General features: G+C 65.1%; 14 protein-coding genes. All 14 read right to left on the bottom strand.

Annotation, left to right across the window (positions count from 1 at the left end):
* Positions 1 to 425: 425 nt before the first annotated feature.
* A complete protein-coding gene (gene lpxC, locus AAGA68_01135; protein ID MEM9383637.1) occupies positions 426 to 1,334 on the bottom strand; it encodes a UDP-3-O-acyl-N-acetylglucosamine deacetylase in 909 nt (302 codons plus the stop codon).
* Between the two features lie 288 nt (positions 1,335 to 1,622).
* Positions 1,623 to 2,831, bottom strand: a complete 1,209-nt coding sequence (ftsZ, locus tag AAGA68_01130) for a cell division protein FtsZ (protein ID MEM9383636.1) — start codon at positions 2,829 to 2,831, stop codon at positions 1,623 to 1,625.
* Positions 2,832 to 2,898: 67 nt separating this feature from the next.
* Positions 2,899 to 4,137: a cell division protein FtsA gene (ftsA, locus tag AAGA68_01125; GenBank protein MEM9383635.1), complete on the bottom strand. Its 1,239-nt coding sequence runs from the start codon at positions 4,135 to 4,137 to the stop codon at positions 2,899 to 2,901.
* Positions 4,121 to 4,885 (bottom strand): cell division protein FtsQ/DivIB, encoded by a 765-nt coding sequence (locus tag AAGA68_01120; protein ID MEM9383634.1) that lies wholly within the window; start codon positions 4,883 to 4,885, stop codon positions 4,121 to 4,123. The genes ftsA and AAGA68_01120 overlap by 17 nt, the downstream gene beginning before the upstream one ends.
* A 76-nt stretch (positions 4,886 to 4,961) precedes the next feature.
* Entirely contained in the window at positions 4,962 to 5,924 is a 963-nt protein-coding gene (locus AAGA68_01115; GenBank protein ID MEM9383633.1) for a D-alanine--D-alanine ligase, read from the bottom strand.
* A complete protein-coding gene (murB, locus tag AAGA68_01110; GenBank protein ID MEM9383632.1) occupies positions 5,921 to 6,853 on the bottom strand; it encodes a UDP-N-acetylmuramate dehydrogenase in 933 nt (310 codons plus the stop codon). The genes AAGA68_01115 and murB overlap by 4 nt, the downstream gene beginning before the upstream one ends.
* On the bottom strand, positions 6,853 to 8,265 hold the full coding sequence (gene murC, locus AAGA68_01105; GenBank protein ID MEM9383631.1) for a UDP-N-acetylmuramate--L-alanine ligase: 1,413 nt from the start codon (positions 8,263 to 8,265) through the stop codon (positions 6,853 to 6,855). Before murC ends, murB begins: the two co-directional genes overlap by 1 nt.
* Positions 8,262 to 9,392, bottom strand: coding sequence for an undecaprenyldiphospho-muramoylpentapeptide beta-N-acetylglucosaminyltransferase (gene murG / locus AAGA68_01100; GenBank protein ID MEM9383630.1), 1,131 nt, complete (start codon positions 9,390 to 9,392; stop codon positions 8,262 to 8,264). The genes murC and murG overlap by 4 nt, the downstream gene beginning before the upstream one ends.
* A complete protein-coding gene (gene ftsW, locus AAGA68_01095) occupies positions 9,389 to 10,561 on the bottom strand; it encodes a putative lipid II flippase FtsW (protein MEM9383629.1) in 1,173 nt (390 codons plus the stop codon). The genes murG and ftsW overlap by 4 nt, the downstream gene beginning before the upstream one ends.
* Entirely contained in the window at positions 10,558 to 11,952 is a 1,395-nt protein-coding gene (murD, locus tag AAGA68_01090; GenBank protein MEM9383628.1) for a UDP-N-acetylmuramoyl-L-alanine--D-glutamate ligase, read from the bottom strand. Before murD ends, ftsW begins: the two co-directional genes overlap by 4 nt.
* The gene (gene mraY, locus AAGA68_01085; protein ID MEM9383627.1) at positions 11,952 to 13,037 is read right to left on the bottom strand and encodes a phospho-N-acetylmuramoyl-pentapeptide-transferase; all 1,086 of its coding nucleotides are present in this window, start codon (positions 13,035 to 13,037) and stop codon (positions 11,952 to 11,954) included. The genes murD and mraY overlap by 1 nt, the downstream gene beginning before the upstream one ends.
* Positions 13,038 to 14,420: a UDP-N-acetylmuramoyl-tripeptide--D-alanyl-D-alanine ligase gene (murF, locus tag AAGA68_01080; GenBank protein MEM9383626.1), complete on the bottom strand. Its 1,383-nt coding sequence runs from the start codon at positions 14,418 to 14,420 to the stop codon at positions 13,038 to 13,040. It abuts the gene before it with no gap.
* Positions 14,417 to 15,943 carry a UDP-N-acetylmuramoyl-L-alanyl-D-glutamate--2,6-diaminopimelate ligase gene (locus AAGA68_01075; GenBank protein ID MEM9383625.1) on the bottom strand — a complete coding sequence of 509 codons (1,527 nt, stop codon included), beginning with the start codon at positions 15,941 to 15,943 and terminating at the stop codon, positions 14,417 to 14,419. Before AAGA68_01075 ends, murF begins: the two co-directional genes overlap by 4 nt.
* Positions 15,940 to 17,625 (bottom strand): penicillin-binding transpeptidase domain-containing protein, encoded by a 1,686-nt coding sequence (locus AAGA68_01070; GenBank protein ID MEM9383624.1) that lies wholly within the window; start codon positions 17,623 to 17,625, stop codon positions 15,940 to 15,942. The genes AAGA68_01075 and AAGA68_01070 overlap by 4 nt, the downstream gene beginning before the upstream one ends.
* Positions 17,626 to 17,646: the final 21 nt, after the last annotated feature.

Below are 17,646 nucleotides of genomic sequence, written 5' to 3'. Positions count from 1 at the left end.
AGCGCACGCGCAGCGGAGCGTCCGTGAGCGCACCCCGTAAGCCGCGTTTCCTCGGCGACCTACGCCCCCATTCCCCTTCGCCAAAGGCTCCGCGAGCCCTCGGCGACGTGTTTGCTGCCGCTCCCCAGTCATCGGCTCTGGCCGCGCTCAAGGCGAAGGCTCAGCAGCAAGGGCAGCTGCTGCACACCGTCCGCGAGTGTCTTGGTGCACCCGTGGCAAGCGCCGTGCAGGCCGTAAGTTATAGCGAGGAAACGTTGACACTGGTACTGCAATCTTCAGCCTGGGCGTCTCACCTACGCCTCGCGGCCCCGGCATTGACGCCTCAATTGAGCAGCGCGTGCGGAAAAACCGTCAAGCGTCTCCAGATACGTGTCAGGCCCGGCGCGACGCCCCCTGACGCGCCTCCCTAGCTAGCTTCCTTTGCCTTAAACTGCCGCCGCCCGCGCGAAGGCGGGCGGAGCGGCTGCCTCATCTTCGAAGCTCACCTCTTCCCAGGCATCCGGCTGCGCTAGCAGCGCCTGCGTCAGGCAACTGTTCAAATAGTGGCCGGATTTGTGCCCGCGGAAGGCGCCGATGGGGCTGCGCCCAAGGAGGTAAAGGTCGCCGATAGCGTCCAAGATCTTGTGTTTTACGAACTCGTCTTCGTAGCGCAACCCGTCCTCGTTCAACACCCGGTGCTCGTCGAGCACGATGGCATTGTCCATCGTCCCACCCAAGGTGAGGTTGCGCTTGCGCAGCATCTCGATGTCGCGCATGAAACCGAAGGTGCGCGCCCGACTGATTTCACGCAGGTAAGAACTCGTTGAGAAGTCGATGGAGGCCTTTTGCGAGCGGCGCTTGAAGGATGGGTGCTCAAAGCCGATTTCAAAGTCGACCCGAAAGCCATCGTAGGGCTCGAACTGGGCCCAGCGGTCACCGTCCTCGACGCGTACCGTGCGCAGGATGCGCATGAAACGCTTCACCGTGGCTTGCTCGACGATGCCTGCGGACTGGAGCAGGAACACGAATGGACCTGCACTGCCGTCCATGATGGGGACCTCTTCCTCGGTAAGGTCGACATAAGCGTTATCAATGCCGAGGCCGGCGAAGGCGGAGAGCAAGTGCTCCACAGTGTGAACGCTGGCCTCGCCCAGGGTAAGCGTCGTGTTGAGGTCTGTGCGGGTGACGTACTCGGCGCGCGCCGGAATCTCGACTACAGGCTCGAGGTCGACGCGTCGGAATAGAATGCCCGTGTTTTGCGGCGCGGGACGCAAAGTCATCAGCACCTGCTTGCCGCAGTGCAAGCCCACGCCTGTCGCGCGGATCGAGTTGTTGAGCGTACGTTGCCTGAGCATGGGACTCCCAGCCTTCGTCGTTAGGGCAGGTCGGGGCGGTCGGGTCAGGCCCTTGGGACTAGACCCGCCAGCGCGCGGAATGCTCCACCGCTCGTGGGCGGGAGCTCGACGTCCGCGAGGCGCAGCGGTAGGCGCCTTAGCCGGCCTGAAAGACGTCGCGGAGCCTAGCACACGCCAAGGCGGCGTCACAAGCTATTGATTCAACGTCAAATAGCCTCTCATTCAGCACCTTAACGGGGACTGAATGGTCCCCTCGCAACACCGCTGCAGGGCGGCGCCAAGCCACGATTAGTCGGCCTGTCGCCGCAGAAACGCCGGCACGTTTAGCGTGTCCGGGAGTTCACCACTGGCACCGCCGCCGGCCCCTCGTCGCGGTGACGCAACAGCCCCAGAGGGCGCTGGGGAGGCATCCTCTTCGTCGCGACCACGATCGCGACCACGATGCGCCGTAGGCTGATCGTACCGCCCGTAGTCGATCTCACCGCTCACACGGCGATGCACGGTGGTCAGCTTCGGCTGCTTGACCAGTTCGGGGGCCTGGCTACGGCCGATACCCGTGGCCACCACCGTGACACGGATCTTGTCCTCGAGGTCAGGGTCGAAGGCAGTACCGACCACCACCGTGGCCTCGTCCGCAGCGATGTCCTTCACTGCATCGCCCACTTCCTGGAATTCACCGAGGGCGAGGGAATCGCTGGCGGTGATGTTCACCAGAATGCCGTTGGCCCCCGCCAGATCCACATCCTCGAGTAGCGGGCTAGAGATTGCCGTTTCAGCCGCCTCCCGGGCGCGATGCTCGCCGGTGGCCTCCCCCGTGCCCATCATCGCCTGGCCAGTCTCGTGCATGACCGTACGCACGTCTGCGAAGTCGACGTTGATCACCCCCGGACGGGTGATCAGCTCGGCGATACCCTGCACAGCGCCCTGCAGCACCTGGTTCGCCGCGGCGAATGCATCCTTTAGGCTAGTTTGAGCACCGAGCACCGCGAGCAGCTTCTCGTTGGGTACAGTGATCAGCGAGTCGCAATATTTGCCCAGCTCGAGAATACCCTGTTCAGCAACACGCGTGCGCTTCGAGCCCTCCAGGCCGAAGGGCTTGGTGACCACGGCGACGGTGAGCACGCCGAGCTCTCGCGCCACCTGCGCTACCACAGGCGCTGCTCCGGTGCCTGTACCACCGCCCATGCCTGCGGTAATGAACAGCATGTCGCTGCCTTCAATCACATCCTGCAGGCGGTCGCGATCCTCCAAGGCGGCCTCCTTACCGGCATCGGGGTTGGCTCCAGCGCCTAGGCCTTTGGTGATGCTGGAGCCCACCTGAATCGTGGTCCGTGCGCTGTTGCCCTTGAGCGCCTGCGCATCCGTGTTGATGGAGATGAAGTCGACACCTTCGATGCCCCGCTCCACCATGTGATCGACCGCGTTGCCGCCGCAGCCGCCCACGCCGATCACCTTTATTACCGCGCCGTGGTTGACGCCATCTACTAACTCGAACATCGCTAGACCTCCTGGTCTTCTCTACCTGAGCGATTGCGCCCTGCCCCGTCAGGCGGACCGCTCGAATTTAAAGGTTGCCCTGAAACCACGCTTTCATGCGCTCCCAGATTTCCCCAAGTCCACCGCTCATGGGCGGCCGCTCCACCGCACGTAAACGATTTTCATAGCCGTATAGCAGTAGCCCCACGCCGGTGGCGTGGATGGGATTGCGTACCACGTCGGCAAGTCCTTCCACGTTTTGCGGCACACCCAAACGCACTGGCATGTGAAACACCTCTTCGGCCAACTCCACCGCTCCCTCCATCTTCGAAGTGCCGCCGGTAACGACGATGCCCGCGGCGATCAACTCTTCGAAGCCGCTGCGTCGCAGCTCATCGCGAATCAACAGGTAGAGCTCCTCGTAGCGCGGCTCTACGATCTCCGCCAGCGTCTGCCGGGCCAGGCGACGCGGTGGGCGCTCGCCTACGCTCGGCACCTCGATGGTCTCGTCCGGGTTGGCAAGCTGGGAGAGGGCGCAGGCGTAACGAATCTTGATCTCTTCAGCCGAGTGCGTGGGCGTGCGCATGGACACGGCGATGTCGTTGGTGACCTGGTCGCCGGCGATTGGTATCACCGCCGTGTGCTGGATGGCGCCGCCGGCGAACACGGCGATGTCAGTGGTGCCACCACCGATGTCGATCATGCAAACGCCGAGGTCCTTCTCGTCCTCCGTCAGCACCGAGTAGCTTGACGCCAACTGCTCGAGCACGATGTCGTCCACGGCCAGGCCGCAACGCTGCACGCACTTGATGATGTTCTGCGCCGCGCTCTCGGCACCGCTCACGATGTGAACCTTCGACTCAAGGCGCACGCCAGACATGCCTATTGGCTCGCGGATTCCCTCCTGCTGATCGATCACGAACTCCTGCGGCAGGATGTGCAGGATGCGCTGGTCGGCAGGAATGGCGACGGCACGAGCAGCGTCGATCACCCGATCCACATCGCTCGCCGTCACCTCCTTGTCACGGATCGCCACGATGCCGTGGGAGTTGAGGCTGCGCACGTGGCTACCCGCGATGCCGGCGTACACCGAGGTGATCTCGCAGCCCGCCATGAGCTCCGCCTCCTCGATGGCTCGCTGAATCGACTGCACCGTCGACTCGATGTTCACCACCACGCCCTTCTTCAAGCCCCGTGAGGGATGCGAGCCGATACCGATCACCTCGATACCAGCGCCGTCCGGCAGGCACTCGGCGACGATCGCCACCACCTTAGAGGTGCCTATATCCAGGCCGACGATGGTGTTCTGATCAGCTTTCCGTCCCATTGTTACCTCTCTGGCCACCATCGCTCTCCGCTACGTTGGATGCGTGCCAGCCAACGGCAAATCCGTTGCCGTAGCGCATGTCTATGTATTCGATCTGTTCGCCACGACGTCGCACGAGGCCGCTGGCGGACTCGACGAAGCGGCGCAGGCGCGTGTCGGGATCGCTGTTGCCTAGACGAACCTCAACGGGCGTGCCGCTGGCCCCGCGAACGCGAACGGTCCACGCCCCCCGAGCATCCACCGACAACGCCAGTACCTGAAGGCCCAGCGCATCGAGTTGGCGGCTGTAATCGAGGTGATGCTGGGACACCTCGCCCTCGCTCCCCGGTGGGCCGCTCAGAAGCGGCAGCTCCACCGGCAGATGCCGTGCTTCGTCGATAAACACCTCACCCCGCGCGTTGAGCAGACCGTCCTCCCCCCAGCGTGCGACCGCGACATGCTCGGTCACCGTCACCAAAATGCCTTCCGGCCACAGGCGCCTGACCCGCGCCACGTCGACCCAATCCACGGTCTCGATGCGCTCGCGAAGCGCGCCAAGGTCGGCACTCAAGAAGCCAGCCGGCAGCTCATCGCGCAACACCGCTTCGATTTGGCCGTAGGAAACCCGCCGAAACACGCCTTCCATCGTGACCTGGGTCACGGGCACATCGAGCAGACGATAGGCCGCAATACCGAGCGCAACAAACACTGCCGTTAGGAAGGCGCCGCGCAAAAACGCCAGGGGCTGCAGCTGTGACAGCCACCCCATCAGTGGCGACTCACGCCTGCCCGGTGCCCTTTCGCGCGTTCGCCGCCGGGTGCGTCGCTGGGCTTTCACAGGTGCCCTAGCCATCTCCTCTACCCTCGCGCTCCATGCTGGTCTCCAGGACGCGCCACACCAGCTCTGGGAAGTCGATTCCCGCATGCGCTGCAGCCATCGGCACAAGACTGTGATGGGTCATGCCGGGGACGGTGTTCACCTCTAACACCCGCGGCTGGCCTTGCTCGTCGAGCAGCAGGTCAACCCGACCCCAGCCGGCGCATCCGAGCGCCTGGAACGCGCGTAGCGCAACATCGGCACAGACCTGCTCCTGCGCTGGCGCCAACCCGCTCGGGAGTAGGTAGCGCGTATCGTCGCTAAAGTACTTCGCTTGGTAGTCGTAGAAGCCCGACGCTGCCTCTATACGAATGATCGGCAGCACCGCTCCCTGCAGCACGCCGGCGGTGAACTCGCCTCCGGCCTCGATCCACTGCTCGGCGAGCACCACCTCATCAAAGCGCTGAGCAGCACGAAAGGCCATGAGCAAATCGCCCTCCTGAGACACCTTGGCCACGCCGACACTCGAACCCTCGGCATTGGGCTTCACCGCTAGCGGCAACCCTAACCGCTCGAGGGCAGGCGCTAGGTCCGCTTCGCCGCGCAGCACGACACTCATCGGCGTGGCAATACCCACCGCTTCGAACAACTGCTTCGATCGCACCTTGTCCATGCCCACGGCGGACGCGAGAACGCCGCTGCCCGTGTAGGGGATGCCGGCGCAGTCGAGCAAACCCTGTAGAGCACCGTTCTCGCCAACGCCCCCATGCAGGGCGTTCCATACGCGGTCGAAGCCGCCCTCTCGAAGCCGACCGACGAGCTCGCGACTGGGCACATCGAGCGCCTTGGCATCGACACCGCGGGTCAACAGGGCCTCGTGCACCGCCTTGCCGGTGATCAGGGAGATCTCGCGCTCGGAGGACTCGCCTCCGAGCAGCACCGCCACCTTGCCGAAGTGATCGCTGCTCTCCACTGCCCGTCGGCGGCTCATGCGGCGGCCTCCCCAACTATGCGCACCTCGGCGATCAGGGAGACCCCCGTTCGCTCGGCCACGGTGCGACGCACCTCCTCGATGAGCGCTTCGATGTCCGCCGCAAGGGCATCGCCCGTGTTGACGATAAAATTAGCGTGCTTGGTCGAAACCTCTGCGCCCCCAAGTCGCCGACCCTTCAGATCGCAAGCCTCGATAAGTCGCGCTGCATGATCCTCGGGCGGGTTGCGAAAAACGGAGCCACAGCTCGGTTGGCCCAGGGGCTGCGTTTCCTTACGCCGCGCGAGCAGCGATCGAATGTCTTCACTCTCGCTAGTGTCGGGGAAGGTAAGGTGAGCGGCCGTAAACCACTCCAGACCCATGTCGTGAGCGTGGAGGGTGACATGCCGATAAGCGATCTCGTACTCCGACGCCGCACGCCGACGCAGCACCCCTTGGCGGTCCACGGTCTCCACGGCGGTGACCACCTCCCAGGTCTCACCGCCCCAGGCGCCCGCATTCATAGCGAGGGCACCACCGAGGGTGCCGGGAATGCCGGCGAAGAAGGCGGCCGGCGCTAGGCGCGCTCGCGCTGCGTGGCGCGCGATTCGCGAGCACGCGATGCCGGCGCCTACGCGTAAGCTGCCATCGGTTTGCTCCTCAAAGGTGGTGAGCGCCGGGCGCGGCGAAATCACCACGCCACGCACACCACCATCGCGCACCAGCAAGTTGCTGCCGAACCCTACCCAGGTCACTGGAAGTGTGCTCGGCAGCTGCCCCAAAAGGGCGGCCAAGTCCGGCAGATCACGCGGTTGGAAGAGCCAGTCTGCCGGCCCCCCCACGCGCCAGCTCGTGTGGCGCGCCATCGGCTCATGCGGTAGCAGCTCGCCACGGATCCCCTTTGCCCAGGCGGGCAGCGATTCCGCGGGAGGCGTGCTTCGGGGCGCCATCATGCGTCCTCCCCACTGGCAAGTCGTTGGGCCAGATCCTCAGCCACGGCGCCCACCGTGCCCGCGCCGAGGGTCATGACCACGTCACCGTCTTTCACGACACCCAACAAGGTCGTTGCAAGGTCCTTCACGCGTTCGACGAACACCGGCTCCACGCGACCGCGCTGACGCACGGCACGCGCGATGGCACGACCGTCGGCGCCGGCGATCGGTGTCTCGCCTGCGGCGTAGACCTCAAGAACCAGCAGCACGTCGGTGGATGACAGTACTCGCGCAAAGTCATCCATTAGATCGCGCGTGCGCGTGTAGCGATGGGGCTGGAAACAAGCCACGAGGCGGCGTCCAGGGAATACCGAGCGCGCCGCCTGCAGGGTCGCCTCCACCTCCGTGGGGTGATGTCCATAGTCGTCGACCAATTCCACCCGCCCAGCCTGCGTGCGCACCTCGCCGCGCCGCTGGAAACGCCGACCGATGCCCGCGAAGCTGCCTAGGGCACGGCGAATCGCCTCGTCGTTACAACCCAACTCGCGTCCCACGGCGATTGCTGCCAGGGCGTTGCGCACGTTGTGCAGTCCCGGGAGGGCGACTTCGAAGGACGCATCGCCTGCGCCGCTGTGCGCTCGAAAGCGGCTCATCATGCCGTCGGCCTGTACGTCGCTGGCGCGCAGATCAGCTTCCTTATGGATCCCATAGGTGAGCATGGGTCGATTTAGATCGCCAAGCAACGCGCGCACACCGGGGTCATCGGCGCAAGCCACTACGAGGCCGTAGAAGGGTAAGTTGTGAGCGAAGTCGCGAAAGGCGCGGTGTACGCGCGACATGTCGCCACCGTAGGTATCGAGGTGGTCATTATCGATGTTGGTAATGACGCTGACCATCGGCTGCAACATGAGGAACGACCCGTCGCTCTCGTCCGCTTCCGCCACCAGATAGCGACCGCCGCCGAGGCGCGCGTGGGTCCCGGAGCTGTTCAGACGACCACCGATGACAAAGGTGGGGTCGAGCTCTCCCTCGGCGAGCACGCTGGCGATCAAGCTCGTGGTCGTGGTCTTGCCGTGAGTACCCGCGACGGCGATGCCGTGACGGAAACGCATGAGCTCGGCGAGCATCTCGGCCCGCGGCACCACGGGCACACGCGCCGCCTGCGCCGCCATCACCTCAACGTTCTCGGTGCTCACGGCGCTCGACACCACTACCACGTCCGCATCACGCACGTGCTGGGCCTGGTGCTCACCGATCTGTACGGTAGCCCCCAAGGCGCGCAAGCGCTGCGTATTGGCACTCTCGCGCAGGTCGCTGCCCTGCACCTGATACCCGAGGTTGAGCAGCACTTCGGCAATCCCACTCATACCGGCACCGCCGAGGCCCACAAAGTGAATGCGCTCGATGCGGCGCATGCGATCAGCGTTCATGCGGCCACCCCGCCCGACTCGGCGGCATCGAGGCAAGCCATCGCCAGCGCCCGCGTCGCGCCGCGGTAAGCCAGCGCGCGTGAGCGTTCAGCCATCTGCTCCAAGCGCGAGGAGTCTGCCAACAACTCCCCTAGGAGCTGGGCCAGAGAAGGCCCATCAACCGCATCGTCGCGCACCATGAGGGCAGCGCCCGCATCGACCATGGCGCGCCCATTGTGCGCCTGGTGATCGTCGACGGCGAAGGGGTACGGCACTAGGATCGCGGCAAGGCCAGTTGCCGTGACCTCAGCGATAGTCAGGGCGCCGGCGCGGCACAGGACCAGATCTGCCCAGGCGTAAGCCTGCGCCATGTCTTCGATGAAGGGTGTCACTTCGCCTTCGACGCCGTGCGCCGCATAAGCCGCTTGCGTTTGCTCCAGACCGCGCGGCCCGCTCTGATGGCGCACATCGGGGCGTTGCTCCGGCGCCAGCAGGCCGAGCGCAGCCGGAACCATCAGATTGAGCGTGCGAGCGCCCAGGCTGCCGCCGAGCACAAGCAGGCGCCGCGGCAAGGTGCGCCCGGCGAAACGCGCTGCGGGTGGCGCTAGCGCTTCGATATCCTCTCGCACCGGATTGCCCAGAAGTTGCGCGGCGTGGGCGGGTTTAAAGCTCCCCGGGAAGGCCTCGAAGGCCTTCGATGCCAAATGGGCCAGCAGGCGATTGCTCAAGCCGGCGATGGCGTTCTGCTCGTGCACCAGCAGGGGCACGCGGGATAGCCACGCTGCCATGCCCCCGGGCCCGGTCACGAACCCTCCCATGCCGAGCATCACGTGCGGACGCTGTCGGCGAACGGCGGACCACGCCTCTATCAAGGCGCGCACCAATCGCACGGGGGCGGTTAGCCAGGTGGTCAGTGACTTGCCGCGCAGTCCGCTGACGTTGACCCACTCCACAGGGAACCCGGCAGCGGGCACCACGCGAGCCTCGATCCCCGCCCGCGTCCCCAACCACACCACCTCGTGGCGGCGCTCGCGCAACCACTTGGCGACAGCGAGGGCCGGGTAGACGTGTCCACCCGTGCCGCCGGCCATGATCATCACGCGACGTCCGCTCGTGCTGCCGCCATCACGGTGGGTGAGGTCGGTCATGAGCGGCCACCGCCCTTCTTCGACGACACCTTGGTAAGGCTAGTCTCGTGGTGCACGCGCTGCAGGATGCCCAGAGCAATCATCGTCATGAGCAAGCTACTGCCGCCGTAGCTGAGCAGCGGCAAGGTCAGCCCCTTAGTCGGCAAGACGCCGAGGGTTACGCCCACGTTGATCACGCACTGCAGCCCAAGCCAGATGGTGATCCCGCTCGCCAACATGGCCTGGTAGTCGAGGTTCTTCTGCGCAGCGCGGCGTCCGATTTCCAACCCTCGAACGATCAGTGCGCCGTACAGGGTCAAGGTGACTGCCACCCCCGCCAAACCTAACTCCTCGGCAAGTACGGCGAAGACGAAGTCCGTGTGGGCCTCGGGCAGGTAGAACAGCTTCTGCACGCCGTTACCAAGGCCCACGCCGAACCACTCCCCGCGACCCACGGCGATCAGCGATTGTATTAGCTGAAAGTCGGAGTCGTAGGGATCATCCCATGGATTGAGGTAAGAGATGATGCGGCGCAGACGATAGGGCGAGGAGACAGCGAGCGCAGCCAGCACGCCGGTGGCCACCACGGCCACCACGGAGAAGTTGCGCAGGCAGACGCCGCTCACGAACAGCAGCCCGAGGCTGCTCGCCAACAGCACGCTGGCCGCCCCGAAGTCTGGCTCCATCAAGAGCAACGCGCAGGCCAGACACACGACGAGCAGAGGTCGAATGAAGGCCGCCATGTTGGCCTCTAGCGCGTCTCGATGGCGCACCGCATAGCCGGCGAGATACATCAACAAAGCCAGCCGGGCAGGCTCGGACACTTGCATGCGTGCGGGCCCAAAGTCGATCCAGCGTGAGCTGCCGTTTACCGATGTGCCGACGCCTTCGAGCAACACCGCCACGAGTAAACCGAGCGCCGCCAGCGCCAGCAGAAAGCCGAAGCGTTGCCACAGCTGTGTAGGCACGCGAAATGCGACGGCTGCCAGTGCCAAGCCCATCACCACGTAAGCAGACTGGCGCATCAGGAAGTAGGCGGGCCACCCGCGCTGCTCCTCTGAGAGTGCTACGGAGGCGCTCGCCACGATGGTAAGCCCGATCAACAGCAAGGCCGCGGTGGCGGCGAGCAGGGTCGGATCGAGCACCATCAGCTGTGACTGATGATGTTGCTGAGTGATGACGCGGCTCATTCGAGGGCCTCCACACAGCGGGTAAACACCTCACCGCGATGCTGGTAGTTGCGAAACATGTCCTGGCTGGCACACGCCGGCGACAGCAGTACGACATCGCCGACCTCGGCGAGCGAATCTGCCTTGCGCACCGCGTCCGCTAGGCCCTGCGCCTCGTGTACATCTACATCTTCCGCCAGCGCTGCGCTCAGGCGAGGGGCATCTTGGCCGATCACCACGACTGCCCGCGCGCGCGCTCGCAAGGCGATCGCCAAAGGCGCGAAGTCCGCCCCCTTGCCCAGGCCACCCGCGATCAGCACCAGCGGCGCATCCAGCCCCGCTACGGCAGCGATCGTGGCACCAGGGTTGGTCGCCTTTGAGTCGTCAATCCAACGCACGCCGGCGCGATCGCGCACGTGCTGCATACGATGGGGCAGTCCCGCGTAGCCGGCGAGCGCTTCTAGGGCACCGGCCGGTAGTTCTCCAAGCAACGCCTCAACACACGCCAGGGCTGCTAGGGCGTTGGCCAGGTTGTGGCGCCCCACCAGGCGCATGTCATCGACCTGCAGCAGGGGCGTACCACCACGCGCAAGCCACCGGCGACCGGCGCACTCGATAACGCCGAAGTCGGCCGTCGGCACATCGACACTAAAGGTCAGGCGGGTCAAGTCGGAGGGAGGCAACACGCCGCCGAGCTGGCCCGTATCGGCGTTGACTACCGCCACATCAGCCCCACGGAACACGCGCGCCTTCGCAGCCGCGTAGTCCGTGAAGCTCAGGTGCTGGTCAAGGTGATCCTCACTCACATTCAGCAACGCAGCGACTCGTGGCGTTAGGGAACGCGTTCGCTCGAGCTGAAAGCTGGACAGTTCCAGCACGACTGTTCGGCCTTCCGGTGCCTTTAACACCTCCAGCGCCGGCAGGCCGATGTTGCCAGCTGCCACGCTGCTGCGACCGCTGCCGCGAAGCATTTCGTCCACTAGCATCGTGGTGGTGCTCTTGCCGTTAGTGCCGGTGATCGCCACCAGCTCGCGCCTGCCCGCCGCTCGTGCGAACAGCTCGATGTCACCGACCACCTCTATGCCCCTGGCGATCGCGCCCTGCACGATGGACTCCGCGAGGGCAATTCCTGGCGAGACCACCAGCTGATCGACATCCTGCAGGTAACGTTGATCAAAGGCTCCAAGAACGACGGTCAGCTCGCCGGGCGCGCTCTCCCGTTCAAGGGCCTGCACCTGCGCCCGCCCAGGCGGCTCCCGACGACTGTCCATCGCCGTTACCTGCTGACCCGCCTCAAGCAGATGGCGCACGCAAGACACGCCGGTCACGCCTAGGCCTAGCACCAGGACGTGGGTGCGATCAGCTTGTGTACCAGGCGGCTGCACCATGCGCTCCTCTGCCACTCCCATCATCAGCGAATCTTCAAGCTCGCCAGACCCACCAACACCAGCACGACGTTGATGATCCAAAAGCGAACGATAACCTTCGGCTCTGCCCAACCCTTCAGCTCGAAGTGATGATGGATGGGCGCCATCCGGAAGATTCTCTTGCCCGTAAGTCGGAAGGAGCTCACCTGGAGGATCACGGAGACCGCCTCCATCACGAAAACCCCGCCCATAATCACCAAGATGAGCTCTTGGCGAACCATGACGGCCACCGCACCGAGCGCGGCCCCGATCGCCAACGCGCCGACGTCCCCCATGAAAACCTGCGCGGGGTATGTGTTGAACCACAGGAACCCAAGGCCCGCGCCGCTCAAGGCTGCGCAGAACACGAAGAGCTCGCCGACGCCGCGAACGAAGGGTATGCCGAGGTACTCAGAGAAGTTAAAGTTCCCGGTGACATAGGCGAATACGCCAAGGGCACCGGCCACCATCACGGCCGGCATGATGGCCAAGCCGTCGAGGCCGTCGGTGAGGTTTACCGCATTGCTGGTACCGACGATGACGAAGTACGCCAGCACGATGTACAGCCCGCCCAAGGGCAGATAGATATCCTTGAGATAGGGGATTAGCAGGGCGTGCTCGACGGCCGGCTCCTGCGCTGTGAAGAACAGCGCAAACGCCGCCACCAGCGCGAACACAGACTGCCACAGGTACTTCCAACGGGCCGCCAGACCGGCGCTATCTCGCAGTACCAGCTTGCGATAGTCATCGACGAATCCGATCACCCCGAAGGCCACCGTGACACCCACGACCACCCAGACGAAGCGGTTGCGCGGATCGGCCCACAGCAAGGTGGTGAGCAACGTTGCGACGAGGATCAAAGTGCCCCCCATCGTAGGCGTGCCCGCCTTGTCGAAATGCGTGCTGGGGCCACTCTCTCGAATCGGCTGGCCAATCTGGTGGAAAGATAAGCGACGGATCATCGCGGGCCCAACCAACAGGGAAACGGCGAGCGCAGTGATCGCCGCCAGGATCGCCCGCAGGGTGAGGTAGCTGAAGACGTTGAAGCCTGAGTACAGCTCTCGAAGTTGTTCGGTGAGCAACAGCAGCACTTACTCAACCCCTCGCTGTAGATGGGCCATCACCCCCCTCGCTACGCGCTCCATGGCCGCGCTGCGCGAACCCTTCACGAGCAAGGTAACGCCGGACTCGAGTTGCTCGATGATCGCAGCGAGAGCCTGCACGTGCTGCACAAAGTGATCCGCGCTGTCGAGCCCTGCGGCCCGAGCGCCTTCGACCAACGGCTGGGTCAGTTCCCCCACCGCAAAGATCCGCTCAACGCCTGCCGCCACTGCGTGCTCGCCTGCCTCATGGTGAGCTTGCGCAGCCCCTTCTCCGAGCTCGCCCATGCCGCCGACTGCCAACCACGTACGCCCAGGCAGGGTGGCCGCGTAGTCGATTGCTGCGGCGAGGGACGCGGGGTTGGCATTGTAGGAATCATCGATCACGCAAACATCGTTGGCGAAGGCGCGCAGCTGCTGGCGCCCCGCCTCGGGCACCACCGCCGCGAGGCCCGGGCCAAGCGCCTCAGCGGTCGACCCACATATCAGGGCCGCAGCGGCGGCGGCGGCCGCATTCATCGCGTTGTGGCGCCCTCCAAGCGGCAGTTCGATCTCGATCTGCCCGTGGGCACTCGCCAGCTGGAAGGCGCAGCCAGCGCCTTGCTCTAACTCACGATAGTCCACCACCCGCACATCCGCCTGGTCGCTGAAACCGAAGCTGACCACGCGGCGTTCGCGAATCACTCGCCGCCAGTACTCGCTCTGTTCATCGTCCACATTGAGCACGGCCCAGCCACGCTCTGAGAGCCCTTCATACAATGCGCCCTTCTCGCGCGCGACGCCGGCGACATCTCCAAGACCCTCCAGGTGCGCCGCCGCCGCATTGGTCACGATCGCCACGTCCGGGCGCACCAAACTGGCCAGATAGGCGATGTCGCCGCGGCGACTGCAGCCGACCTCGACCACCGCCTGCTGGTGCTCGGACGAGAGGCGAGCCAAGGTCAACGGCACGCCGACCTCGTTGTTGAAATTGCCGTCCGTTGCCATCACGTCGTAGTCCAGGCGAAGGATAGCCGCCAGCATGTTCTTGACCGTGGTCTTGCCATTACTGCCAGTGACCGCCACCAGGGGCGTCCCCAGCTTCTGGCGCCAAAAGCGGGTGAAGGTGCCGAGCGCCTGATAGGCGTCGCTCACGATCAGCTGGGGCACGCCAAGGTCGGTGATCGGCTGCTCCACGACCACCGCCGCAGCGCCACCGGCCACCGCGGCACCAACGAATTGGTGCCCATCGAAGCGCGGACCGCGTAGGGCGACGAAAAGCTGTCCGGCCTGCACTTTTCTCGTATCGGTCGACAAGCCCTGAAAGCGCGTGTCACCACCGTAGACTTCCGCCGCCATGGCGGCGGCAAACTCGCTAAGCGCGCCGTTGATCACCGGCGTCCCTCCCCCAGCGCAGCGAGGGCCTCGTCCGCATCGCTGAAACGACTGCGCTTGGTGCCACGGATCTGGTAATCCTCGTGCCCCTTTCCGGCCACGAGGACGACGTCGCCAGCCACCGCTACAGCGACGGCTTGGCGAATCGCTGCGCGCCGATCGTGCGCCACGATCACCTCGCTCGGGCGCTGCAACCCAGCCAGAATGTCGTCGACGATCTGAGCCGGGTCTTCCGTGCGCGGATTGTCATCGGTGACGAACACGCGATCTGCACCGCCCTCGGCTGCCTGCGCCATCAGCGGCCGCTTGCCGCGATCGCGATCACCACCGCAACCGAAGACACAGATCAGCTGCCCTCTTGTCGCCTCGCGTAAGGTGGCCAGAGACTCGCGCAAGGAGTCGGGCGTGTGCGCGTAGTCGACCACAACCAGGGGCTCACGAGCGCCACCGCCCACCTGCTGCATGCGGCCCGGCGGCGGCGGGCACCGCGCCAGGGCCGCCGCCGCCGCGTCGAAATCGACACCCCGATCTAACAGCACTGCTAGCACTTGTAGCGCGTTGTAGGCATTGAAGCGCCCGATCGCCGATAGGGTCAGCTCCGCACCCGCTAAGTGACCACCTAAACATATCCGCAGGCTTTGCGAGCTCTGCTCTACAGCGGCGATTTGCAGATGGCGCGCGGGCGGCGATTCTTCAGGTGGCGCCTGGGTACCAACGGTCCAAAGCACCTCGGCAAGAGCGTCGGCGCGGGCGGCGAAGCGGCGACCCACCTCATCATCCACATTGACCACCGCCAAACGCGGCCGATGCTCGACGAACAGACGCTCCTTGGCTGCAGCGTAAGCCTGCATGTCCGGGTGGTAGTCCAGATGATCGCGCGACAGGTTGGTAAAGATCGCGCCGTCGAAGCGCACGCCGTCCACCCGCCCCTGGTCCAACGCGTGCGAGGACACTTCCATGGCAACGCCGTCGAGATCTGCCGACTCCTCTCGAGCTGCGGCCAGGAACTGATGCACTGCCAAGACGTCCGGCGTGGTTAGCGCACCCGCCTCGAGCTGCGGCGGCCGCCCCGCCCCTAAGGTGCCGAGGAAGGCGGTCGGCATGGCGAGGTACTCAGCGGCGTTGGCGAGCCACCATGCGACCGTCGACTTACCGTTGGTGCCGGTCACGCCGACCACGCGTATCGCCGCCGAGGGCTGCGCGTAGAAGCGGTCGGCGATCTGCCCCAGCCGCGAGCGCAGCCCTGGAACACAGATCGCCGGCACGGCGCTCGACGCCGGCAGCGAGGCCCCATCGGGCTCAAAGGCCACTGCCGCTGCACCGTTCGCAAGCGCCTGTTCGAGGTAGTCGAGGCCATGCACGCCAGACACCCCGCGACACGCGAGAAACAACGCACCCTCGCGCACTTCACGACTGTCGAGGGCGACTGCACTAACATGAACATTCGCCTGCGGATCAACCGCGAGGGCCAGCAGATCACTCACTCGCGGTTGTGCGGCGGTCGCGGCGCAGGAACCGTTCACGGCACCACCTCCACGCGCTGCTCGCCTGGCGCGTCCGCCAGGGGAGCCGCTCGCGCCACCATCGTGGGATCGTCGAGGGGCACGGCTAGCAGTCGCATCGCATCCGACACGATCTCGGAGAATACCGGCGCTGCCACCTCACCACCGTAGTAGCGACCGGCACGAGGGTCGTCCACCATTACCACCACCGCCAGCTGCGGGGCAGAGACGGGGGCGATGCCGGCGAACACGGAGACGTAGCGATCGGTGGCGTAGCCGCCGCTAGCCGTCTTGCGCGCCGTGCCGGTCTTGCCGGCAATGCGGTAGCCAGGGACTGTCGCCCGGCGACCGGTTCCCGTAGGCTGAACCACCTCCTCCAGCATGCTGAGCAGCGCCTTCGCCGTGGCAGGCGACAACACCTGGCGCCCCTCTGGCGGCGCATCCTGGCGCAGCAGGCTGATGGGTGTCATCACACCCTGGTTGCCGATCACGGCGTAAGCGCGCGCCAGCTGCAAAGGCGTCACGGACAGACCGTAGCCGTAGCTTAGGGTGGCTTGCTCCAGATCGCGCCAGTTGCGGTGGTCTCGCAACAGGCCCGCGGACTCCCCCGGAAAGCCACTCATAGTCAGCTCTCCGAAACCCAGCCTGTTCAACACGCGCCAAAGCTCGTGCTTTTCCAACGATTGAGCGATGCGCACGATACCCACGTTGCTCGAGCGCACCAGCACGGTCGTAGCGGAGATCGGGCCGAGGTTACGACTGTCCTTGATCACCTTGCCGCCTACCTCGAGCTGTCCCGGCGATGTATCGACGATCGAGTCCGGACCCCATCGGCCACCCTCCAGGGCAGCCGCCATGATCATGGTCTTGTAGACCGAGCCCGGCTCGAAAATATCCGTGACCGCCCGATTGCGGAAGGAGGCGCCCGGGGACTTCTTGCGCGCGTTCGGGTTGTAGCTAGGCTGATTGACCATCGCGAGCACTTCGCCACTGGCCACGTCGAGGATGACCACGGAGCCTGAGGCTGCCCGGTGCTCTTGCACCGCCGCCTTGAGCGCGCGATAGGCAACGTACTGCAGGCGCAGATCTAGGCTCGTCACCAAGGTGCGTCCGGGCTGTGCCGGCCGAACGCTCTCCACATCCTCGACGCTTCGCCCATGGCTGTCGCGCAACACGCGCTTCTTACCCGGCGTGCCTGCCAACCAGTGATCGAAGGCAAGCTCGAGACCCTCCAGGCCCTCGTCGTCGAGGTTGGTAAACCCGAGTACGTGGCTAGTGACCTCGCCCGCCGGGTAGAAGCGTCGATACTCGCGCCGCGAATGCACCCCAGGGGCACCGATCCCCAACACCGCGGCCGCCTCGGATGGAGACTGGTGGCGTCGAACCCACAGGAACTGGCGCTGGGCGTTGCGCGAGACTTGGCGCAGGAGCCAGTCGGGGCTGGACTGGAGCTTCGCCGCAACCTCGACGATGGCCTCGGGGTGACCCTTGAGCGTGGAGGGGTCTACCCAAATCGAGTCCACCGGAGTGCTCATCGCGAGCAGCTCTCCGTTGCGGTCGGTGACAGCGCCACGATGGGCCGAGAGCGTCTCCGTGCGAACGTGGCGAACCTCACCCTGGTTAACCAGAAAGTCTCGATCCAACAGCTGCAGCTGCACGGCGCGACCAAGCAGTCCGACCAGCGCCGCAACGAATAAACCCATAAGCCAACGAACTCGAAGATT

It is taken from the genome of Pseudomonadota bacterium, from assembly GCA_039193195.1.
Classification (GTDB): Bacteria; Pseudomonadota; Gammaproteobacteria; order Steroidobacterales; family JBCBZW01; genus JBCBZW01.
This window is presented reverse-complemented; position numbering and strand designations above follow the sequence as displayed.